Below are 24769 nucleotides of genomic sequence, written 5' to 3'. Positions count from 1 at the left end.
ACGATGTCTATCCTATCCGCAGCGTGAAGCGCCACAGTTTTTGCAAATCAGGCAGCCTTCCTGGTAAACAAGCGTTTCGTAGCCGCAATTCGGACACTTCTGTCCTTTAAGTTCTGTGCCATTGGGAAGGTACTTTTTCAATGCACGTGCCACGCCATTCTTCCACGTATTGATGGACTCGTTATTCAGTTCCATTTCCTGTACCAGCTTGATGACTTGGCTGATGGGCATACCATAACGTAACACGCCCGAAATCAGTTTAGCGTAATTCCAATACTCCGGTTCGAACTTACTGTCCAGTCCTTCGAGCGTCATTTTAAAGCCACGCTTGTTCTTGAACTGAAAGTCGTAATGCTTGCGCCCGTCAGCGTCGTAGCTTTTGATGATGCTTCCTTTTTCTACCGTTTTCGGGAGCATAATACCTTCTTCGTCATCGGCCAGACCGGTAAAAATCTCGTAGGGGCGTCCGTTCATCAATCCGACAAAAGCGATCCATTTTTCACGATTGTTCTGGAACTTCACCACATCGGCTTCCAACTCTCGCGGACGTGTCGAGACGATGACCGGAGGCTCCATGCAGTCTTCATGTTTCTTTTTCTTCTTTTCTGTCGACAGCAATACGCCCGAGCGTGATCCGTCTCGATAAACCGTACAACCTTTGCAGCCTGAACGCCATGCTTCTACATATAATTTATCGATCATTTCTTCCGATACGTCATTCGGCAGATTGATTGTCACGCTAATCGAATGATCGACCCATTTCTGGATACGTCCCTGCATCCGTACTTTCTGTACCCAGTCCACATCGTTCGAAGTGGCTTTGTAATAAGGAGAGAGCGCAACCAGATGATCGATTTCTTCTGCCGTATATTTTTTCGTTACGGGATAATCGTTTGCCAGCATCCATGTGACAAATTTATGATGAAAAACCACATACTCTTCAAAGGCATCGCCCGTTTCGTCTACGTAATCGATATGTACATCGGCGTCGTTCGGATTCACTTTGCGCCGACGTTTGTAAACCGGTAAAAATACGGGTTCAATACCCGAGGTAGTCTGGGTCATCAGGCTTGTTGTGCCGGTCGGTGCAATCGTCAGACATGCGATGTTACGACGGCCGTATTTTACCATATCTTCATACAGGGCCGGGGACTCATTCTTCAATCGCAGGATAAACGGGTTATGCTCTTCGCGTTTGGCATCGTAAATTTCGAATGCTCCGCGCTCTTTGGCCATCTTAACAGAGGAATCGTAGGCCGCCAGTGCCAGCGTTTTCTGAACTTTTTCTGCAAAGTCGGTCGCTTCTTCCGTTCCGTATCGCAGGTTCAAAGCCGCCAACATATCGCCCTCGGCCGTGATTCCGACCCCCGTACGTCTCCCGGCCAGCGTCTTTCGCTGAATTTTCTCCCACAGTTCACGCTCGGTGCGCTTAATATCTTCTCCTTCCGGATCGGAAGCAATCTTTTCCAGAATCTTTTCAATCTTCTCCGATTCCAGATCGATAATGTCGTCCATGATGCGTTGTGCCAGCCCAACATGTTTTTTAAACAAGTCGAAGTCGAAATAGGCATCCTTACTGAACGGGTTCACGACATACGAATACAGGTTGATCGCCAGCAGTCGACAGCTGTCATACGGACAAAGCGGTATCTCGCCGCACGGATTGGTTGAAACCGTACGGAAGCCTAAGTCGGCGTACGAGTCCGGCACTGATTCTCTAAGGATCGTATCCCAGAACAATACACCCGGTTCGGCGGATTTCCACGCATTATGAATGATTTTTTTCCATAGCGATCTTGCGTCGATGAGCTTCGTAACCATCGGGTCGTCTCCGGCAATCGGATATTGTTGATGATACATTGCACCGCTCACTACCGCTTCCATAAATTCGTCATCGATTTTGACCGAGACGTTTGCTCCCGTGACCCTTCCTTCTGTCATTTTTGCATCGATAAACGATTCGGCATCGGGATGTTTGATGGAGACACTCATCATCAATGCTCCGCGACGCCCGTCCTGAGCCACTTCACGTGTGGAATTCGAATACCGTTCCATAAAAGGTACGAGTCCGGTGGAGGTCAGCGCCGAGTTTTTTACGGGTGAACCTTTCGGACGAATATGCGATAAATCGTGTCCCACGCCTCCTCTGCGTTTCATCAGTTGCACCTGTTCTTCATCAATGCGAATAACAGCACCGTACGAATCGGCATTACCTTCTACACCGACCACAAAACAGTTGGACAGCGAGGCGATTTGAAAATCATTGCCGATACCTGTCATGGGGCTTCCCTGCGGTATAATAAATCGGAAATGATCGAAGAGTTCGAACAGCTCCTGCTCCGACAACGGATTCGGATATTTTGCTTCCACACGGGCTACTTCTCCGGCCAAACGACGGTGCATGTCTGTGGGAGTTTGTTCGTAAATGTTCCCAAACGCGTCTTTCAACGCATATTTATTTACCCAGACTTTTGCTGCCAGTTCATCTCCCGTAAAATAATCCAACGATGCCTGATATGCCTCATCGAAAGTGTACGTTTTTAAGCCCATATTTCCTTTATTTATTTGTTGTGTCTTTTAGGCTACAAAAGTAGTTATTCTTTATTTTCTTTGCTAAATTATTTCACAAAAAAATATGTAGCTGTTGAAAAGTTTTCCATAGAAAGTTATTAGTTAGTTGACATATAATGATATGTATTTTTATGAGGTGTGAAAAGTTTTCCAAAAGGTAAAACTTGTCGTATGAAAGGTTTTTCTAAAATACGTGATTCGATGATTTTTTTGAATAACTTTTATTTGAGGAAGGGAAGGGCTTCTGCCAGGAAGTCAGGAGGGGGAATCTAACTTTTTCAGGATGTCAGTGTAGAAGCGGCAGGTATGAGATTGCAATAAAAAAAGAGGGGGTGTGTGTCAAAACGCAATGTTTGGGTACATCCCCTCTTTAGAGGTTTAGGAATGCGTAGATTATGCCCCCGGGCTGATTGCACCCGTCGGGCATGCTTCTGCACATGTTCCACAGTCGGTACATACTTCCGGATCAATGCGGTAGATATCTCCCTCGGAGATTGCTTCCACCGGACATTCATCGATACATGTACCACATGCAATACAATCTTCACTAATTACGTAAGCCATTTTCTTTTATTTTTAAAGTTAGAACAATGCAAAAGTAAGCAATTCTTCCGATTAAAAAAAATGTTTGTCTTTTTTTTTATTCTTTCCTTTGCTGCAATAACTTTTTTCTTCTTCCGTTATTCATATAAAATAAAAGCAAATTGAGACGAAGTATATTGATGATCTTATGGGGGGCTTTGGCTGTTTCGAGTCTTTATGCTCAACGGCAAAGGCCAAAGAACCAGCCGTATGCCGATATGAAACGGTATCATTTCGGGTTTCATGTCGGGATGCATACACAAGATTTGATTTTAACGCATTCGGGGGTGACAACGTCTGACGGGAAAATGTGGTTTGCCGAAATACCGTCTTATTCGCCGGGATTCAGTGTCGGAGTGATTGGCAATTTATATGTCAATCCATATTTGAATTTGCGTTTTACGCCGACCGTTCACTTTGGAGATAAGAAGTTCACTTTTATTGATGCACGGGCTTCCGATTCCCATGCTACATTTACCACATCGATCCGATCGAATTATCTTACCTTGCCGTTAGATTTGAAATATACGGCGATGCGACTTAATAACTATCGTCCTTACTTGCTTGGCGGCGTCTATACCAGTTTCGACATGGGGCGTAAAAAAGAAACCCCTGTCTTGTTAAAGCCATTGGATTATGGAGTAGAGATTGGCTTCGGATGTGATATTTATTTACCTTATTTTAAGCTTTGTCCCGAGTTGAAGTTTTGTTTCGGACTGGCCGATGTGCTGGAAAAAGACCGTAACGATTTGATCAGCGAGCCTGATCGAGTGTATACTGCAGCACTATCGAGAGCTACTTCACGTTTGATTGTGTTGACCTTTAACTTTGAATGAAAAGTCTCAGATAGAGCCAAATGGCCGGAGTGGCTAACATCATGCTGTCGAAACGGTCTAATATGCCGCCATGTCCCGGAAGAAGTGTTCCGGAGTCTTTGACGCCATAAGTACGTTTGATCAGTGATTCAACTAAGTCTCCCCATGTGCCGAATACCACGATCATTGTTGCAAAAGCCGTCCAGTGGTACCAGCTCACCTCAGGGTAAGAACCGGCCAATGCCAACGCTGCGATCCACGCAATGACAAGCCCGCCGGCAAACCCTTCCCATGACTTCATCGGAGAAACACGCGGGAACAAACGGTGCTTGCCGAATGCTGTTCCGACGATATAAGCCCCCGTATCATTAAGCCAGATAAAGATGAAAATAAGCAGCCCATAATAGGGATGGTATGTCTTGTCTACGGGATCAAACATCACAAAATTCAACATAGAAAACAGCCCTGCGCAATAAAACTGCAAGAAGAGCGTCATTGCCCACCGATTTACCGGATTTTCTCTTTTATGATATAAGCCTGCAATCAAGATAAAGATCAGAAAAAGTAAATACGGCGCATAGATTATTTCGGACATTCGCCCGTTGGCATAGAAGAAAGAGGCCGCAAAAAGATAAATTCCTCCGGCGATTTCCAACCATCGGGAAAAGTTTTTGGGGGGATGTAGGGTGGAGGCCTCCGTACCGTTATTATGCCAAATGAGCGTATGAAACTCGTGCAGCGACAAGCCTACAACAAGCATAAACAACGTGAGGTAAGCATACGGATGTAGCGTCATCGCAAGTACGATGACGGCTACATACACCATTCCGGTTACTGTTCTGACGAATAATTTTTTCAAGGTGCAGAGCGTCTTTTAAGAGCCTACTTCCGTTTTCGTGTTTTTTTCCGGTTTTGGAATAGGAGGGGGATCGGGCACGGACGCATCTTGCTGATCCATGATTTCCTGTGAGCGCGAAACCCAGGGGCGTTTGCCAAAAATCGCTTCCAGGTCTTCCGAATAAATGACTTCGGCTACCAGCAATTTTTCGGCCAATTGATTGTGTTGGTCCGCATGCTCGGTCAGAATCCGTTTGGCGCGTTCGAACTGTTCGTTAATCAGACCTTGTACTTCCTTGTCGATCAGTTGTGCCGTCTCTTCGCTGTAAGGTTTGGTAAAGCCCCATTCCTGTCCCGTAGAATCATAATAATTCAGGTTGGGCAGTCGCTCACTCATCCCGAAATACGTGACCATGGCATATGCTTGTTTGGTGACACGTTCCAGATCGTTGGAAGCTCCGGTCGAAATTTCCCCGAGGAAAACTTCTTCTGCCGCACGTCCGCCGAGGGTTGCACACATTTCGTCTAACAGTTGGTCGCGTGTGGTAATTTGTCGCTCTTCCGGCAGATACCATGCCGCCCCGAGTGCTTTTCCTCTGGGGACGATGGTTACTTTAACGAGCGGATTGGCATGTTCCAGCAACCAACTGATGGAAGCATGGCCGGCCTCATGGTAGGCGATACTTTTACGTTCTCTCGCCGTCGTGATTCTTGTCCGCTTTTCCAGACCGCCCACGATCCGGTCAACGGCGTTCATGAAATCTTCCTTTTGTACGAAATTTTTTCCGTTTCGGGCAGCTATCAGGGCGGCTTCGTTGCATACATTGGCGATATCCGCCCCCGAGAAACCCGGTGTTTGTCGTGCCAGAAAATCGGTATCGACCGATGAATCGATCTTGATCGGTCGAAGATGTACGCCGAAGATTTCTTTCCGTTCGTTCAGGTCGGGCAGTTCGACATGAATTTGGCGATCGAAGCGTCCCGCACGCAAAAGTGCCTTATCGAGCACATCGGCGCGGTTCGTGGCGGCGAGGATGATGACACCGCTGTTCGAGCCGAAGCCGTCCATCTCAGTCAATAACTGGTTCAGCGTACTTTCACGTTCGTCATTGCTTGTCATATTGGCGTTCTTACCGCGTGCTCGTCCCACCGCATCAATCTCGTCGATGAATACGATACAAGGTGCTTTTTCCTTTGCCTGCCGGAATAAGTCGCGCACTCGCGAGGCGCCGACACCGACAAACATCTCCACAAAATCCGAGCCGGAGAGGGAAAAAAACGGCACATGCGCTTCACCGGCTACCGCCTTGGCTAAAAGTGTTTTTCCCGTTCCCGGAGGGCCTACCAGCAAAGCGCCTTTGGGAATCTTTCCGCCTAATTCGGTATACTTCCCCGGATTTTTGAGGAACGAGACGATTTCTTCCACTTCCTGTTTGGCTTCGACAAGTCCGGCCACGTCTTTGAATGTCACTTTGACGTGCGAATTTTTGTCGAAGAGTTGCGCTTTCGATTTTCCTACGTTGAATACGCCTCCCGGTCCACCGGCAGCCCCGCCGGCCATGCGGCGCATAAAAAACAGCCACAATAAAATGATAATAACGAACGGGCCGATAGACACGATCAGATTCCACAGCGTATCGTCTCCTTCTTTGAAACTTACTTGCGCTGAGATTTGTTTTTCAGCCACCACTTTGTCGTAAAAATCCGAAAATTTATCAGCCGAAGGAATTTTGACATACACCTTTGCTTCCGTATCGAACGGCTCTTCTTCGCGAGTGAATACCCGTCTCCGGTGGTCGGCCTTGACGGTAGCTTCCAAGAGATTTTTACGATTGTGGACGATTATTTTATCGAATACGTCATCGGCTGCCAACTGCTGAAATTCCGTCCATCCCAACTCTTTCGATGCCGAAAAATCATTCATCAGATACAGTCCCATCAATGCGATAAAAACAAATCCGTACATCCAATACAGGTTGAAACGGAACTTAGGCTTGTTGCCGTTATCGTTCTTCGGCAAATTATTTTTTTCTTCCATACCTTTATATTAAGCCGAAAAATTCAATCCAAATCGGGAATCGCTTTAATCTTCGAATCAGCCCAAAGATTTTCCAGATTATAGAACGAGCGTTGTTCGGGCATAAAGATATGAACAAGAACCGTGCCATAATCCATTCCGATCCATTGTGCATTTCGGTTACCCTCCATCGAGAGGGGTTTCTCACCGGCATCTGTGCGGACGATGTCCCAAACCGAGTCGGAGAGTGACGAAACTTGTGTCGGGCTGTTTCCCTCGCATATGACCATATATTCGCAAATTGCCCCCGATAATTGACTCATATCTACGGTGACGATTCGTTTTCCTTTTTTTTCTTGCAGGCCTTTAACGACCGCATTGACAAGTGTTTTTGTTTGATTCATCCTTGCTTTTTTCAATTCTGCGGGACAAATATAAGTCATTATTTTTTGGCAGGGAAAAAAAAAGATGTAATTTTGCACCCGGAAAGTAAAGAGAAACTCTTTCCTTATCTCATTGTTCTATGGTGTAATGGTAGCACAACAGATTCTGGTCCTGTTTGTCTAGGTTCGAATCCTAGTAGAACAACAAGGAGGCGTCACATGTTTCCCCTCCCCCCCCCCGAATTTTAAAGTTTCTACACTTTCGGAAAAAGTTGTTTTCGATATAAAAAGTAAAGGAATAGCCGGAAGGCAGTGGCGTTTTTCTTTAAGATTCTTTAGTTGGTGGTCAGTAGTCAGATTAACCACAAGTTTCACTCATTTTTGATCGTTAAGAGCTAACCATTAATGGTTGACGCTGAACAATTAATTTAATTCAGACCTTCGGCCCTTATAAACCCCGCAGAGGCGGTGAGTTGTTGATTTGTTGACATGTTGATTTGTTGATTTGTTGGCTGATTGCTGAATACTGACCGCTAACGATTATATCGGGCTTGCAGCCCTTTCGGGTAATGGTTATGCGTGTTACACGCCGAATCATGTACCCGGCATGACCATTGACAATTAACCATTAATAAATAGGGGGCGAGATCATTCAGCCCAATGCGAAGCGTTGGGGAATAATCAATACCCCGACAAAAGGGCTGAAAGCCTGAGTTAGTCAGCAGTCAATGTTCGGCAGTCGGTCGTTACGTAGAGGTAAACTTGTGTGTTCGCCTCCTTATTCGCCCCTGCACGGCCTATTGACATCGGGTGGAAAATCTCTATTGCGGAAGGTGGAATAAACGACAGTCCTAATACTTACTCATAAAACCCTCAGAATAAGGTAAAACATCTCTGCTGACGATTATGTGTGCAGTGGATAAAAGATTGTCTTTTGGATATTTATATTGTGTATACAAGTGTTATACATATAAAAAAAAAACAAAATTTTTTTGCATGTGTGGTGAGGGTATAATTAACTTTGCAATTCCAAATTTACTTAAATTTATTGTATTGAATTGTGGGAATGAAAAGTAGTTTGTGTTTTTTATTGTTGCTATTGCCTTGCTTTGCAGGAAAGAGTTATGCACAATCGATGTATGACAGGCAAGGACGGGTAATCGCCACAAAGGTAAACAATGCACAAATCAATGTTACCGGATCAACCTTTCTGATTGAAGAGGGGCGGATGATTGAAGTGTTGGACGGAGTGCGTCGCGAAGATTTAGGGATCAATTATGCTCGTCCAACGGATGAAAACCGGATAGAATACATCAACAGAGAAGACAAATTGGCAGGCTACTATATTCCCGCGGAAAATCGATTTTATCGTGTAGAACCTCGGAACGGAAAGGTAGAGCATGTGGCCCTGCTTTATGAGAGGCAGATTTATACCATGGACGAAAAACCTGCTTTTCACATAGATACCGGATTCCCACCGGAATGGATAGGGTATGTACTGTTCTTTTTTCTGGGATATTGAATCGCATCCAAACCAATAAAATAAACAACTATTTTTAAAGTAAAAAAATGAAAGAGAATTACATTCTTCGACGAAGGCTAAAAGCCTTTTCTGCTTTTATTGCAGAACATGTGTGTGTGAAAATGCGTTTCCGGCTGATGATGTTTTTAGCATTATGTGCCGTGTCCGGAGCTTGGGCGCAGACTGCTCAGGTAATCAATCCTACGGGAGGAACCGGATTAAGTGACGGGCTGAAAGTTCAAGTAAACTTGAATGGAGCATTAGCTGTCTATCGAAATAATTTAGCACAATATTGTTGTGGGCAAGTTTGGCCAAATGGGGCAACAGGAGGAGTGGCATTAAGTTTCCGCTTTAGCCAAGGTTCTTCATTTAATTCTGCTGCGAGAACTTTGGCTGCTTGTTCTACGACTCCTGTGGAGCAGAATGGGAATACGTATAAAACAAGTATTACCGGATGGGTTCAATCTACTATTTCATCGGATTTGTTTTATGTTACATTGAATGTAACATATACCCACCCCAATAATTATTTTGTGGTAGATTATTTTGTGCGGGCTCCATCCAATCTTTCGACACCTAATCAAACAGTTCATATATATCTTGATCATGATGCAAATATTTTAGGGTCTGATGGTTCGCGTGGCTATAAAACTGAAAATGCAACAGGACAATTTGTGGGTAATTATCGATTACCTACAGATAATAGTTCGACTTGCAGTCGTTATGCTTCAGGGATATCTCCATCTACTCATGGATTTAAAACTAAGGGGAGTTTTAGAAGTTATTTTACAGGGTATTATGGCTCTCGCAATAGTATAGGATCAGATATTAAATTGTCGAATACAGTCAATACATCATCATGTATAGATGACGGAGTTGCCGTAGAGTTTACGGTGGGTCCATTTACTACGGCCGGACAAGTACTCGCCAAGCAGGTGCTGCATGGGTATGGAAACAATAAAGGAGAATTTGATAATACCCCGGTGGATGATCCTCAGGTTCCGAGTGTGCCGTCTTCTCCGGTAACGGTTGAACTTACCTCGAATGCCTATTCCGAATCTGAAGGAAACGGCGATCATGCAACCAACACGGTCAAGATACGTGTCAGTGGGGGGCAGTTAACTCAAGATCAAGTATGTAATTTCACGTTGCATAACGGTACCGCTCAGCAAGGTACTCATTTTACGTATGTGAAAGGAGTTACTATTCCTGCCGGAGATTATAACACGGCGAAGGAAATTACCCTGAATAACATCACGATCAAAGATAATACGACGTGTAATAACGACCTTACCTTCCAAATATCGATTGATGATCCCGGTCAATGCAATGATTTGATACGAAAAAGCCCGACCAATAATCAGGCTACCATTACGATTCGGGATGATGAAGTTCACCCTGTCATTACGACGAACTTGCCCGATCTGGAATACCATTACGGACAGACTGTACCTGCCATAACGTTTGCAACGAATCCAACCAATGCGACGGTGACCTGGACGAACTCGAACACGAGCATCGGCCTGAATTCTTCCGGAAATGGAAATTTGCCTTCGTTTACTGCAAAAAACGAGAGCAGTGCCCCGATTATGGCAACGATTACCGCTACGCCGCAGGGAATTTGTCCCGGAGCGCCGAAGACATTTACGATCAAGGTGCATCCCAAACTTAAGATTACATACGACTATAACGGAGGGACAGCTCCGACGACATCCAATCCGGCGACATACTTGTATGATCAGTCGATGACGATTTCAAATGAACCGACACGAAAAGGGTATACGTTTAAGGGATGGACATGTCAGGAGTTGAACATTACAACCCCGGCTAAACCGTTCGTCATTCCCGCACATACGGATAAGAACCTCACCCTTCGTGCCGACTGGGGGCTTGACAGCTATACGATTACGTATACACTCAATGGCGGAGTCGTGGAGGGCGGTTCGAACCCGACATTGTATGACGTGAATACACCGAGTTTCTCGTTGAGAGCCCCCAGAAAACCCGGCTTTACGTTTACGGGCTGGACGGGCAGCAACGGAACGTCTCCGAGTACATCGGTTTCGATCCCCCAAGGCTCTACCGGAAATAAAAACTACACGGCAAACTGGACCGAAAATACGTATACGATTTCGTATAACTACAATTCCGGTAATGCGCCGGCTTCACCCAATAAGGCGAACTATAAGATTACGGAGGTGCCTTTTGACATCAATTCTACGGCCACCGCTAATCAACCCACCCGTACCGGCTATGATTTTACCGGTTGGACCGGGCCTAATGCTACATCGGTTACAAAAACCGTCCATGTAACAAATGCCGTCTTTCTTCCTACGGGCGATCCGCAAAACTTGTCGTATACGGCTAACTGGACGCCGATCAATTATACGTTGACTTATCATCTGAACGGAGGGACGGCTTCGAATCCGACGAACTATACCATTGAATCGGCCGAACTGAGTCTCAACAGGCCTACTCGTTCGGGGTATACGTTTGCCGGCTGGAGTGGAACGGAGCTAAGCGGCCAAGTGATGGACGTGAGGATTCCGCGAGGCTCGACCGGAAACCGTGAATATACGGCTAACTGGACACCTATCAATTATACCATCACATATCTGGATGGTTCGGCTACCATTACGGTACCGGGAGCACCGACGCAATTCAACGATCCGCAGTTGCCGCTTACCATTAACAATGAGCCGACCAAACCGGGCTGGACCTTTACAGGCTGGACAGGCGGCGCCGGAGCAGATGGCGGCAAAGTGATTACCATCCCCAACAATACGCATGCGAATCAAAGCTATACGGCTACGTGGTCGTCGATTGCCTATACGATCACTTTCAACCCGAATGGTGGAGTAAATCCGACGATTCAGCCGAACTGGACAAGTTACGATATGTCTAAGCTTCCGCTAAGTGGTGTCAGTGTGACTCCTACGCGTACAGGATATACTTTTAACGGATGGACAGGACACGGGCTGACGAATCATAAGGCACCGTTTACCATCGCTTCTACGACCAACGGAGTACCCGGCAACCTGACCTATACGGCACAGTGGACCCTGGATACGTATAACCTGAACTATGACTTGGGCGGCGGAACGGTTGCAACCGCAAATCCTGCGACATATACCTATACAACTTCCACAATTACGCTCAACAACCCTACGCGTACAGGCTATACGTTTGCCGGCTGGACGGGAACGGGTATCGTGGGAACGAGCATGTCTGTACAGATTCCGCAGGGCTCGGTCGGGCATCGTTCGTATACGGCCACGTGGACGGCTGACAGATACACGATCACTTACGATCTGGCCGAAGGAACGGTGACTACACCGAATCCCGACGAGTATTACGTCACGACTCCTACGATTACGCTCCATAATCCGACGCGTTCGGGCTATACGTTTGCCGGCTGGACGGGAACGGGTATTTCCGGTTCGTCCATGTCGGTACAGATTCCGTTGGGCTCTACCGGCAACCGGACCTATACGGCCACATGGACCCCGATTACGTATACGATTAAATATGTAGATGATGACGGAGCGACCGTATTAACGACTGTTTCTGCCGGAGCCCCGACACAGTTTAACGATACCGAACTTCCTAAGACCTTCTCTGTTACGGCTACTAAACCCGGTTTCACATTCGTAGGCTGGGAGCAGGGCGCCGGTGCAAGCGGAGGACCGGCTATTACGATTCCGAAAGTATCGTCTTCACATGCGCACCAGACCTATAAAGCGATCTGGACATCCAATGCTTATACCATTACGTTCAATGCGAACGGCGGGATTAATCCATCAATCCCCTCTATATGGACAGGGTATGATATGCCTAAGTTGCCTTTGAACAATGTGTCTGTAACACCTACTTATCGAGGGTATACGTTTGCCGGCTGGAACGGACATGGGTTGACAAATCAGACGGCACCGTTCAATATCACCTCTTCTACCAACGGAGTGCCGGGAAATCTGACATACATTGCTCAATGGAACATTATCACCTATAATATAACGTATACACTCGCCGGAGGGACAGTCTCTCCGACGAACCCTGCCTCGTATCAGGTAACGACTCCGGCCATCACACTGAACAACCCGACCCGCACGGGGTATGCCTTTGCAGGGTGGACGGGTACTGACCTGACGACTCCGTCTACCTCTGTGACCATCCCCACCGGCTCTATCGGAGATCGTAATTATACGGCTACATGGTCGGAAAACGGATATACGATTACGTATAACCTGAATAACGGAATGGCACCGGCTACGCCTAACAAGGCGACATTTAAGATTACTGAGGTACCGTTTGTCATCAACACGACCGCTCCAGCCAATCAGCCTACCCGTACGGGATATGATTTTACCGGTTGGACAGGACATGACTTAACGGTTGCTAACAAGACCATCAACGTGCAGGCAAGTACGTTCTCGACCCCGGGTACGCCGGAAAACCTGACCTATACGGCGCATTGGAATCCGATTACGTATACGATCCATTATACGCTGGACCATGGAACGGAAGGAGCAGGGCACGTTACGTCCTACACGGTCGAGACGGCTACCTTTAATTTGGTGCCTCCGACACGTACCGGCTGGACGTTCGTAGGCTGGACCGGAAGCAACGGCTCGGTGCCGCAAACCACCGTTACCGTTCCTCAGGGATCAACGGGCGATTTGAACTACACGGCCCACTGGAGCGCCAATGCTTACACGATAACATTTAATCCGAATGGAGGAGTGAATCCTACGATTCCATCTAATCTGGCAGGATATAATGTGACGGATTTACCACTTGACGTAAACTTGACCCCGACCCGCCTGGGATATACTTTCAAAGGATGGACGGGGCACGGACTGCCGGGCACACCGGATCCGTTCCGGATCGAAAATACGACACCGGGCGTACCGGGTAACCTGACCTTTACGGCTACGTGGGACTTAAATAACTATACGTTACACTATCATCTGAATGGTGGAGTCCATGTGCCGGGAAATCCGTCTACTTATAATGTAACACAATTACCGGTTGACATTGCAACCGAACCGACACATTTGAATCCGAAAGCGATTTTCATCGGATGGACATGTCGTGAAATACCGACAGCACCCATGGCATTGACATTCACTATTCCGGCAAATACAGCAGGGGATTTGAACTTCGATGCACATTGGACCAGGGATTTGGACAGTCTGAACAATAACCATCCGGGTAAGATCAACGATACGTTGTTTGTGTGTGAGGGACCGCGTATCCTATATGGCGATCCGCAGGGAAAATCCTGGCAATGGATATTACCCGACGGACGGATACTGACGACGAAGAACATTGATGCAATGAAATCCGGACGTTATGTGTGCAGCACAAACTATGGAACCAGGATCGTAAACGATACGCTACATGTGTACTTCCTGATGGAAAACAGTAGTTCATCCATCCGTTATATTACGACAACGGGCGCTAAATTGAATCGTGTACAGGAGTTTGTGCTTGATATTCCGCGTGAGATGTGGCCGCATGTTACTTCCAACTGGAGTGTTTCCGGAGGAGGAGTTATCCGAAAAGCTTCGGCTGACTCGCTAATGGTGACCTGGAGTACGATGGGTGAGAAAGCAGTTACTGCCGATGTGACATTTACGTATGCCGGTATCCAATGCAGCAAGCGGGTATCTACGAATATTCAAATCAGTCAGCACTCGCTTGGGTTCTTTGTCAATCATCGGGCTACGGGCGGACAGCGAGATGGTTCGTCGTGGCAAAATGCCTTCCTGAACATTACCGATGCGCTTGCTCATGCTACGGTGGGCGACCGTATCTGGGTGGCTCAGGGAACGTATCAGCCTGTGTCCGGACGATCCTTTGAGATTCTGCAAGACAGTATCGAGATTTATGGCGGTTTTGAGGGAACGGAAGAATACTTGTATCAGCGTAACATTGCCCTGTATCCGACGATCGTAAAAGGAAACGGGACGTCGGTGTGGAAGGTGAAAAATTCGATGAGAAGCCGTATTGACGGGTTCGTGATCGAAGACGGACGTGCCGAGCGAGGTGCCGGCGTGCTCTACGAAAGCGCTTCGGGTACGGTAGCTAACGCGATTATCCGTGATAATATAGCCACTAAGCAGGGAGGAGGAATCTATCTGCCTGCACCGTTACACGGTCATCCGGCATCATTGATTGTCAATACTGAAATCAGTGGAAATCAGTCATCCGAAGGTGCTGGGATTTACAATGATGGAGGAGACTTGCAGATGTTGAATGTGACGGTCAGCGGCAACAAGGCTATGCGTGGCGGCGGATTGTATAACAAGGCAAGCAGTCCCGTGATTACGAATACGATTATCTGGGGCAACGTGGCTACGGAAGACGCTCCGGCAACAAATGATGTAGTCAATGACAGCGGTTCTCCTCTTTATGCATTCAGTATCATCGGCGGTTCGAGAACTTCGGGCGGATGGAATGCGTCTCTCGGACGAGACAGTCAGGGCAATATGGACCGTAATCCGCTGTTCCTGCACAAAGGGTTTGAGAGTGACGGTGTGACGATGCGTCGTGGCGATTACAAACTTGCGAATTTAAGTCCAGCCGTAAACGGAGGCTATAACGGTGCTCTATTACAGATAAAGACACCGTGGGATATCCTTTTGCAATATCCGAAGTCGTCCTACCATTCAGGCGTACGCTTCGATTTGAGTCATAAGGAACGTATCAGCGACAATCGTGTAGATATCGGAGCCTATGAGTCCAATGCCGGAGATCTTACGTTTAATCCGATTGAGCGTCCGGTGACCCTGCCTGAAGTACCGGGGCTGATTACCGAACCGGGACCAGGTATACATATGGTGAAGGGACAAGAGAATTTTGTCTTTACCGTACGGCCGAAAGCAGGATACAGCCTCAAATATCTGACTGTAACAACCGGTATTCCCGTTCGTGACAAACACGGTATCATTATGAACAAAAACAGCGACGGCAGTGTGACCGTTACGATATTGAAAGTCTGGGAAGCGCTGGACGTGTCGATTAACGGTGTCAGTCCTGTTTCCAATGCGTCAATGCCTCAGCATAAGGTATGGGCACACAGGCAACATCTCTATATCGAAGCTCAATATGCCACCATCATGCAACTTTATACGCTTGATGGGAAGCTCCATACTCAGCAGATGATTCCACAAGGCAATACGAGCCTTCCGTTAGCGGCGGGATTCTATACCGTAGTCATGGATGGTCGGGTTTACAAAGTGATGGTAGAGTAAATTGTTTTTTCTCCGGTTTTCCGGAGGGATATGATCAGAAGGCTGCCCCGTAAATTTTTATGCGGGCAGCCTTTTTTGTATATCCCCGTGAACCAATTCATGCCGGTTTACAGTTCTTGCCGTATTGCGCTCGGGGGGGGACATGTTTGGCTACAATTCTCGTCGATTGTAGGAGTATGTTGTGGAAACTATTTCAGGGAAGAACTTTTTTGAACGGTTTTTTTTGCTATGTTTTACAACATAAAAAAAAATATTTTACGATTAAAAAATATAGGTGTATCTTTGCAGCGTCAACACAATTTTGAAAATCAATCGTGCAAACAAGCAAGACATATTCAGTTTATGCCGCATTTTTTGAAGATTATGGTAGGTGATGGGGCATATCTCCATGTGACAGACTTACCGGAAGAACGTTGAAGATTTTTAACGTGAAGTATATTTATATTGTATAACTAAAAATAAAAAAGCATGAAAGTAAAAAAACTTTTTGAGGCGAGAGGTTTACTTACACTGTTGCTGTGTATTTCGACACTTTCGCTTTCGGCGCAGACGATTACCGTGCGGGGAACCGTGACGGATCGGAACAATGAACCTTTGACCGGGGCTACCGTCGTGGTGGAAGGGAGTACGAGTCAGGGTACGGTGACGGATATCGACGGAAACTATACGCTGGCGGGCGTTAACAGCAAAGCGAGTCTCGAATTCAGCTACGTCGGTATGAAAGTTCAGAAAATAGCCGTCAACGGAAGGACAACGATTAACGTAACTCTCGAAGAAGACAGCGAAGTGCTGGGCGAAGTGGTGGTGACGGCGTTGGGAATGAAGCGTAGCCAGAAAGCATTAGGATATGCTATGAAAGAGATTAAAGGAGATGAATTGAATACGACGTTGATAAATCCTGTATCAGCACTGCAAGGAAAAGTAGCTGGAGTGGAAATATCCGGTTCAGACGGAGGATTGTTCGGTTCGAGTAAGATTCTGATCCGTGGTGTTTCTACTTTGGGAAAGAATAATCAGCCTATCTATGTTGTCGATGGTGTTATCTTGAATAATGATATTAAAGAAGGGAATCCGGATTGGGATAGCAATAGCGGTGACTATGGCAATGAGTTGAAAAATTTGAATCCGGAAGACTTTGAAACGGTCTCCGTACTGAAGGGAGCTGCAGCAACTGCGCTTTATGGTTCCAGAGGAATGAATGGAGCGATTGTCATTACAACCAAATCCGGTAAGTCAAGTAAGGGTTTGGGGATACAGTTTACACAAACGTTGGGAGCCGATATTGTCACGTCATCTCCTCGTCTTCAGAGCGAGTTTGGAAATGGGACAATTGCTGGCTATGTCGGATACGGAGAAAAGGATGCTTCTGGGAATTATTATGCATTTGATTCGGAACATCAGTTTCCTCGTAATACGACAAAAAACAACATTCCCAGCTTGATACCCGATCAAGGATTGGCATGGGGGCCCGCATTTGATGGAAGCCAAATCGAATATTATGACGGTACGATGATTCCTTACAGAGGCATTTCTAACCGTTATAAAAAAGCATATCAGCCAGGATTTAATACAAATACAAATTTAGCAATAACCGGAGGAAATGAAAAAACAACGTTTTATACCTCTTTATCATATAAATATGCTGATGGTATTGTACCGAATAATAATTTCCAACGTTTATCTTTTATGGGTAAAGGAAGTCATAAGATTACCGATAAAATAGAATTGGAAGCAGGTATTACTTTTGCTAATTCTCAACCTAAAAATAGTCCAATTAATATTGGAGAAAATTTTGTAAATGGAACTTGGGGAGCCTCGTATGATCCTACAGAATTGAAAGATAAATATAAAGGAGAACATGGTGGACTTGCCGAGTCTAAATATGGGGATCAATATGGTGTATATCCGGGCAGAGCGACATGGTGGAATATTTACGAAAACAATTACATGCGAAAAGAGACCTCTGTTCGTCCGTCAGTTAAATTGAATATTGATCTGACAGATTGGCTGCGTTTTAATATGGAGGGTAGTTACAATTACTACTATGTTCGTGCTGAACGTAAAAATCCGGGTAGCAATTATGCGAACGAAGGTGGTGAATATGCGATTGAACAGTCTGTGCGAGAACAAACCAATTTAAATGCCAATATACTTTTTAATAAAACGTTCGGCGATTGGGCATTTAATGGTTTTATCCGTGGTGAATATTATAATAACTTCGGTCAGGAACAGAATATGAAAACTAAAGAAGGTTTGATTGTTCCGAATCAATATTTCATTAAAAACTCCAAACAGACACCGGAATATAATGCTCGTATATTGGGAACAAAACGAATTCTCTCATTGGCTTTTCAAGCTGGATTCAGTTGGAAAGATTTGTTATTCATGGATGTAACCGGACGAAATGACTGGGCTTCTTCATTAGTATACAGTGATAAGCATGGTAACTATTCTTATTTTTATCCTTCCGTTAATGCTTCATGGTTAATATCTAATATGTTTAGAGAAGAACTTCCTGACTGGATTTCTTTTGCCAAAGTTCGCGGATCATGGGCGCAGGTCGGCAATGATACGGATCCGTATCTCGTCAATACAGCCTATAAACTTAATACATCGACGATGGCTAATAATAATAACTATTATGGACTTAAATTGTCGGATTCATCATATGATCAAAATTTGAAACCGGAGCGTAAAAACGCATGGGAGGTAGGTATAGATTGGCGTTTCTTTGACAATCGTATTGGTATTGATGCAACGTACTATAAAGAAAATACTTATAACCAGATAATGAGTATAGAAGTTCCCGGAGTCTCTGGCATCAAAAATCAGTTGATTAATGCTGGAAATATCGAAAATAGAGGGATTGAATTGGCATTGAATACAGTACCGTTCAGAAATGAAAACTGGGAATGGACATTAGATTTCACTTGGTCTAAGAATATGAATAAAATCATATCGCTGCATGAAAATGTAGCGGATTATATCCGGTTAAGCGGTGATGTATCATATGGTAATTATCGTATCGGTTCGGTTGCAAAAGTTGGTTCAGCATATGGATTACTTCTTACAGACAGTGAATTGAAGTATGATAAAAAATCCGGTTTACCTATTTTAGGTTGGAGAGATGCGCAAAGAACGGCTCACTACCTTCGTAACGAAGCAGAAATACAGGAAATCGGTTCGATGCTTCCTGATTTTATCGGAGGTATATCTACTGGTTTGACGTGGAAAAACTGGAATGTGAGAGTGGGGTTGGATATGCGTTTTGGAGGTTATGTTGCATCATATAATTCGCGTTACGGTACGGCTTACGGGTTTACTGAAAATTCATTGAAAGGACGTCCCGGGCATGGAGGAGTAGAATGGACTTCGAAATATGATGGTATTGCATACCGTGACGGAGTGATTCCAAATGGTATCCTTCCAGAGGGAACGAAAATAACACAACCAGACAAATCTGTTTATACTGTAGGTAAAGGAGGCGTATCTGATGCCGGAGAATCGTATGAAGAACTGATAAAAAAAGGGGTGATAGAACCGACACATGTATCTGGATGGACATATCGAAATAATGCATGGACAATGGCCGGCCGGAATTATGGTGTTGTAAACGAAGATTGGGTGAAAAAGTTGAATTATATTGCCCTGCGCGATGTGATGTTGTCATACCGTATGCCGACTAACATTTGTTCTAAATTGAATGCTAAAAGTATGAATTTGATATTAGCCGGTCATAACTTGGGATATCTGCTGAATACCGCTCCGAGTGGAGAAAATCCTGAATCTGTTTCTGGAACATCGGCCGCAGAATTCCGTATCCGTTCGTATACGGGAGTTACATCCAGTTTTACATTTACGGTAAATATTGGATTCTGAAAACTAATAAATGTCATCTCAAAAAAAAATAGATATATAACATTATGAAAGCATATAAAGTAATATTATCAGTTGGAGTAATAATACTTCTTTCTCTTGTCGGATGCAGGGATAATTTTGCTGAATTGAATCAAGATCCGAGTTCTGTTACAGAAGCGAATGTTTCTTATTTATTCTCTCAGGGAATATTAGAGTTTGAACCATCAGGTTATACGTATTGGTTTTATAATGCAGCAGAAATATACCAATGGATTCAAACCGGCGTACCTAGTGGCAGTGTTACAACAGATATTACAAATGGCGCCTCTTTTCAAGGTCTAAGAAGTATTGATGTTCTTAAATATGCAAATGAAATCAAGTATGCGCGGTCGACCATGAAAGAAGAAGATAAAGCCCAATATGAACAATGTGCTGCAGCATTAGACATCTTATGTGTATATTTAGGGTTATACGATACAGACTTTGTTGGTGATATCCCTCATACAGAAGCAGCACAAGCTATTCATGGAGGAACATTAACTCCTAAGTATGATACTGTAAATGATTTATACACTCTTTGGCTGAATAGTCTTGATCAGGCTATAAAGGCTTTTACTTCTCCTACGTCAAAGCAAGTGTTTATTGCAGTACAAGATCCTATTTATAATGGAGATGCTGCCAAATGGGCTAAACTGGCCAATTCATTAAAATTGAAATTAGCCGTTCGATTAATCTCTCAAGACAAGGGTAAGGCTTTAAAAATAGCAGAAGAGGTTATAGCTGCATCTTGTGGCGTATTGGATGGAGCAGGTGATGATTTTATATTTAACAAGGCCGTTAAGAATACGGAAAATGATGATTATGCTTATCATTGGCAAAATGGTATTCTGAATAACGTATCTCCATCTCAAAACGTAATTGATTTTATGGTTAAAAACCGAGACCCCCGTGTTCGTTTTATCTTTTTCAAAAATAGTTGGAATTCCCGTATTGTGGATTTGTTTTTTGAAGCTAAAAAACAAAATCAAATACCGAAATATATAATGGATAATATCGATTATGAAGTAGGTGCTGATGGTATGTATAAATTTAAAGCATGGAAAGGTGCCGGAGAGCCTTGGGTACGGTATTATGGTGTTCCTCTAGATTATGATGCAGCAAAAGAGACAGCTAAATTTGGTGATTGGTTTAATTGGGGAGAAAAGTGTAAGTATGATGATAAGCATACTTACAGACCTATATCCCAATTTATGTCGGAGATGATTTACGGCAGAAAGGATTTTACATATCCTACGCGTCCGAATGATCCTGTGATACAGACAAACAAGGAAGGAAGGCCATGGTATGGTATGTATATGACTACTGGTGAAGTCAATCTTTATTTAGCGGAACTTAAGCTATTAGGTGCAAACTTGCCGAAAATGGCTTCTGATTACTTTGATAAGGCTGTTAGAGCTTCTGTCGCTGAATATGACTATGTAGCAGGGAAAAACAAAATTCCGTATTATGACACAAATTATGGATATGATCCCAATGAAAAACCAATAAAACTAATGGATGGTGAGATTGATATATTGATGGGACATACAGATTATAAACTGACCGGCAATACAGTTGATGATTTGGAAAAAGTATATCTCCAACAACTATTTCACTTCTATTTGTCTCCAATTGATCAATATGCAACAGCACGTCGTTCGGGAATTCCGAAGTTTAACTCAGCTTTATTTCCTCGTAAAGCGTACACTCAAATACCGGTTACATCTATACCACGCCGGATGGCTTTAAGTGCGCCGTCTCCCACAGATTTGATGTATAATATCCTTGTAGAAGCATATAAGAGGCAAGGTTTTTCGATAGGATCCGGGCCAATATTGAATTCGGAACGTATATGGCAGGATAAGAATGCACCTCAATGGGGAGAGGGGCCGAAGTTATAAGCCTGTATTTTTTTTGTAATATAGCTTTATATAAGGAAAGAGGCTGTCTCAAAATGAAAGACAGCCTCTTTTTATTTTTATTTTTTTATATACGGTTGTTTTTTTAGTGTCTTATAAGTTTTCACGTGATTATCATAAAAAGATGCTACATTTTCTTTAAACCCCAATTACGTGATAGAAAAAGTTATTGCGATAGTTCATTGACAATTGATATTGAGGGTGTGTCAAAACGCCATGTTTGGGCACACTTTCTTTAGGTGTGTAAGTATAGGTGAAATGCAAGTTGTTAAGGATGAGTGGGATGGGGTATGCTGGGGTATGTGACCGAGCTCGCATTCCGCAAGCAATGAAGCAGCTCGCCCGTTATGATACACCGCCACAAAGCATACCATGGTCATATAAGTCGAACACATACCCAAGATGTACCATGCATAAATATTTAAAATGAATATCTGTGTTTGTACCTAAAAGCTCCATTAAACCATTTAATAACAATAATTTGGATGTATGGAACAGAGTGATAAATAAATTTCTGTATATCAGTAATATATAATTAATTTTAGGCATATATACGGACATTCATTATATTTAATAATTATATGTCAGGCTTTCAGCCCTTCCAATGGGGATATTGTTTTTTCCCCAACGCTTCGCTTCGCTCCACATTGGGCTGAATTAACGCGCCCTTTCAGGGCTCTTACAGTATTCAGCCATCAGTTTTCAGCGGTCAGCGTTCGGTTGTTGCGTGAAAGTGAAAAACGAAGAATGAAGAACGAAAAATCTTTCGGGTATTCACTTTTTACTTTTCGTTTATTCGCATTCGGCCAACGAATCAACAACTAAACAAATCAACATCTCAACGAGTCAACACCTCAACGCCTTCAGGGTTATTACCCTGACTGCTTAACTTGCTTTAGCACAGTCTATAGCTCCTCGTCGTTCCGGAAGAAGCCGTCGGTTATATCGAGGCTGGTAAATTGTTCCAGCTCGCGGCGTTCTTTTTTTTGTGGGGCGTCCCAATCCTTTGGCCCGGTCTACAAAGCCGGATATCCGGTTTAGTTCCAGTTTCTCGTACTCTTCGGGAGGGGTGATGTTTTCGAGATATTCAGGCACTGATTTGGCGCTCATGCGGTTTTCCGTCAGACGAAGCACCTTGAACGAGAACGTGACCGGAGGCTTACGCACTTCGATGATATCGCCGACCTTAATCATTCGCGACGGCTTCACGTTCACTCCTCCCATGGCGATGCGATTCTTTTTGCAGGCGTCGGCCGCGATGGTGCGTGTTTTGAAAATACGTGTAGCCCACATCCATTTATCGATTCTGACTTCATCCATATTCATCGGCGATTAAACTGATTCATGGTCACATCCGCTCCGGCAAGGCAGAAGCTGCGTATCATCTCGGCAGCCAGTTTTACGCAGTCCGGCATTTTGTCAAGTTCTTCGTCGGTGAATGGGCTCAGGACGTAATCGACTTGTCGTCCGCGCGGAAAATCGTTCCCGATCCCGAAACGCAGGCGGGCATACGCTTCCGTGCCGAGCAGTTCTTTGATATTCCGCAGCCCGTTGTGTCCGGCATCGCTCCCTTTCGGTTTCAGCCGTAACGTGCCGAACGGAAGCGACAGATCGTCTACCACCACAAGCAGTTGCGAGATGGGCACCGACTCTTTCTGTAACCAGTAACGTACGGCATGGCCGCTCAGATTCATAAATGTATTTGGCTTCAAGACTACCAGCTCGGCATTTTTCACACGAAAACGTGCCACGGCTCCGTAACGCTCTTCCGTGAAGTGTGCGCCGGCTGCATCAGTCAGTTCGTTAACTATACGGAAACCGATATTATGGCGCGTACCCCAGTATTCTTCGCCTATATTTCCTAACCCGACAATCAGATATTTCATCACGCGATAGATATGGAATCATTAAAAAAGAGGAGTATGTCTCTTTCGAAAAACATCTCCTCCCTCTTTGTTTACAAAAGCAACAGCTTTCCTTTATTTTTCGGCTGCTGCGGCAGCTCCGGCAGCGCTCTGTGCGGCACGTGTCATCTTCACCGCGCATACAACTGCATTTTTCGGACTGATCAATTCTACATGATCAAACTGCAATTCGCCTACCTTGATGGTTTTGCCCAGCTCCAGATGATCGACATTGACCGTCAACTTCTCCGGAATCTGTTCTGCCAGCCCTTTCACTTTCAGCTTACGCATGGCCTGCGTCAACTTACCACCGGCCTTCACACCGACAGCGTGACCGATCAATTCTACCGGAACGTGCATCTCGATCGGTTTGTCGGCAAATACTTCCTGAAAATCCAAATGCAATATCGCATCCGAAACAGCATGAAACTGAATCTCTTTCAAAATAGCATTCACTTTTCTTCCGTCTCCCATCTCGATCGAAACCAGATGGATTTCCGGTGTATAGATCAGTTTGCGCACTCCATCGAACGATACGGAAAAATCCGTGACAATGATTCCCTTACCGTCTCCGATTTCTACCAGTTTCTCTCCTGCATTCATTTTTCCCGTATAGGGCAATGCAACAGGTTCCTGACCATATAAAACGGCCGGGATCATGCCTTGTTTGCGCAGGTTTTTCGACATTTTCTTGCCGAGGTTCTCCCGCGGCGTTCCTTTCAATTCAAATGTTTTCATTTTTCTAAAAATTGTGTTACTCAAAATTAGTTTCTGCTTCCTAATTTCCCATCACACGACGACAGGCCTTTAAAAAAGCGCCGCAAATTTAGATAAAATCCTCGAGATTTTACACCGGGCAGATAAAAACACAAGGCCGACGCTCTGTTTTCTGTCCCCTCCTCTGCGTGTTCTTAGCCACAATTTTACTATCTTGGAGGAAAAAAAATTTAAAAAAATAATTATGAACAGAACTCGAACAGTTGCCGGCCTTGATGTGCACAAAGATAGCATTTATCTCTGTATTATGGGATATGACCAGGCCATTATTTGGGAAAATACTTATGGA

At 44.7% G+C, this 24769-nt stretch carries 12 protein-coding genes, 1 tRNA gene and 1 pseudogene; 6 read left to right on the top strand and 8 right to left on the bottom strand.

The features are described 5' to 3' along the window. Window positions 1-12: 12 nt before the first annotated feature. Both Tanf_RS10495 and fdxA read right to left on the bottom strand, forming a co-directional pair. On the bottom strand, window positions 13-2550 hold the full coding sequence (locus Tanf_RS10495; RefSeq protein ID WP_046825831.1) for an adenosylcobalamin-dependent ribonucleoside-diphosphate reductase: 2538 nt from the start codon (window positions 2548-2550) through the stop codon (window positions 13-15). A gap of 414 nt (window positions 2551-2964) precedes the next feature. After that, entirely contained in the window at window positions 2965-3135 is a 171-nt protein-coding gene (gene fdxA / locus Tanf_RS10490; RefSeq protein WP_014225652.1) for a 4Fe-4S ferredoxin, read from the bottom strand. A 140-nt stretch (window positions 3136-3275) separates the two neighbouring features. Here fdxA and porT point away from each other — a divergent pair, with 140 nt between their 5' ends. After that, on the top strand, window positions 3276-3989 hold the full coding sequence (gene porT, locus Tanf_RS10485) for a type IX secretion/gliding motility protein PorT/SprT (RefSeq protein ID WP_041590869.1): 714 nt from the start codon (window positions 3276-3278) through the stop codon (window positions 3987-3989). On the opposite strand, the gene Tanf_RS10480 is transcribed toward porT, so the two are convergent. From Tanf_RS10480 to rsfS, 3 genes are read right to left on the bottom strand one after another with little or no spacing between them, the layout of a single operon-like run. Then, window positions 3976-4827, bottom strand: a complete 852-nt coding sequence (locus Tanf_RS10480; protein ID WP_046825830.1) for a phosphatidate cytidylyltransferase — start codon at window positions 4825-4827, stop codon at window positions 3976-3978. The genes porT and Tanf_RS10480 overlap by 14 nt on opposite strands. 15 nt (window positions 4828-4842) lie before the next feature. Further along, window positions 4843-6843 carry an ATP-dependent zinc metalloprotease FtsH gene (ftsH, locus tag Tanf_RS10475; protein ID WP_014225655.1) on the bottom strand — a complete coding sequence of 667 codons (2001 nt, stop codon included), beginning with the start codon at window positions 6841-6843 and terminating at the stop codon, window positions 4843-4845. Window positions 6844-6866: 23 nt separating this feature from the next. Next, window positions 6867-7226: a ribosome silencing factor gene (gene rsfS, locus Tanf_RS10470; RefSeq protein WP_014225656.1), complete on the bottom strand. Its 360-nt coding sequence runs from the start codon at window positions 7224-7226 to the stop codon at window positions 6867-6869. Between the two features lie 113 nt (window positions 7227-7339). Here rsfS and Tanf_RS10465 point away from each other — a divergent pair. From Tanf_RS10465 to Tanf_RS10435, 5 genes are all read left to right on the top strand, one after another. Continuing rightward, window positions 7340-7410: transfer RNA gene (locus Tanf_RS10465), tRNA-Gln, on the top strand. Between the two features lie 861 nt (window positions 7411-8271). Continuing rightward, on the top strand, window positions 8272-8727 hold the full coding sequence (locus Tanf_RS10460; RefSeq protein ID WP_140230667.1) for a hypothetical protein: 456 nt from the start codon (window positions 8272-8274) through the stop codon (window positions 8725-8727). Window positions 8728-8774: 47 nt separating this feature from the next. Next, entirely contained in the window at window positions 8775-15983 is a 7209-nt protein-coding gene (locus Tanf_RS10450; RefSeq protein WP_080948620.1) for an InlB B-repeat-containing protein, read from the top strand. A gap of 468 nt (window positions 15984-16451) precedes the next feature. Then, window positions 16452-19862, top strand: a complete 3411-nt coding sequence (locus tag Tanf_RS10440; protein WP_046825827.1) for a SusC/RagA family TonB-linked outer membrane protein — start codon at window positions 16452-16454, stop codon at window positions 19860-19862. 44 nt (window positions 19863-19906) lie between these two features. Beyond that, window positions 19907-21781, top strand: a complete 1875-nt coding sequence (locus Tanf_RS10435) for a SusD/RagB family nutrient-binding outer membrane lipoprotein (protein ID WP_046825826.1) — start codon at window positions 19907-19909, stop codon at window positions 21779-21781. A gap of 923 nt (window positions 21782-22704) precedes the next feature. Here Tanf_RS10435 and Tanf_RS10430 read toward each other — a convergent pair. From Tanf_RS10430 to Tanf_RS10420, 3 genes and pseudogenes are all read right to left on the bottom strand, one after another. After that, a pseudogene (locus Tanf_RS10430) lies at window positions 22705-23119 on the bottom strand (RNA-binding S4 domain-containing protein). A gap of 2 nt (window positions 23120-23121) precedes the next feature. Next, window positions 23122-23685, bottom strand: a complete 564-nt coding sequence (pth, locus tag Tanf_RS10425) for an aminoacyl-tRNA hydrolase (RefSeq protein WP_014226194.1) — start codon at window positions 23683-23685, stop codon at window positions 23122-23124. Window positions 23686-23778: 93 nt separating this feature from the next. Beyond that, window positions 23779-24441: a 50S ribosomal protein L25/general stress protein Ctc gene (locus tag Tanf_RS10420; protein WP_046825825.1), complete on the bottom strand. Its 663-nt coding sequence runs from the start codon at window positions 24439-24441 to the stop codon at window positions 23779-23781. Between the last annotated feature and the right edge of the window lie 328 nt (window positions 24442-24769).

This window comes from Tannerella forsythia (assembly GCF_001006485.1).
GTDB lineage: Bacteria > Bacteroidota > Bacteroidia > Bacteroidales > Tannerellaceae > Tannerella > Tannerella forsythia.
The sequence above is the reverse complement of the archived record's forward strand: the minus strand, read 5'-3'. Positions and strand labels throughout refer to the sequence as shown.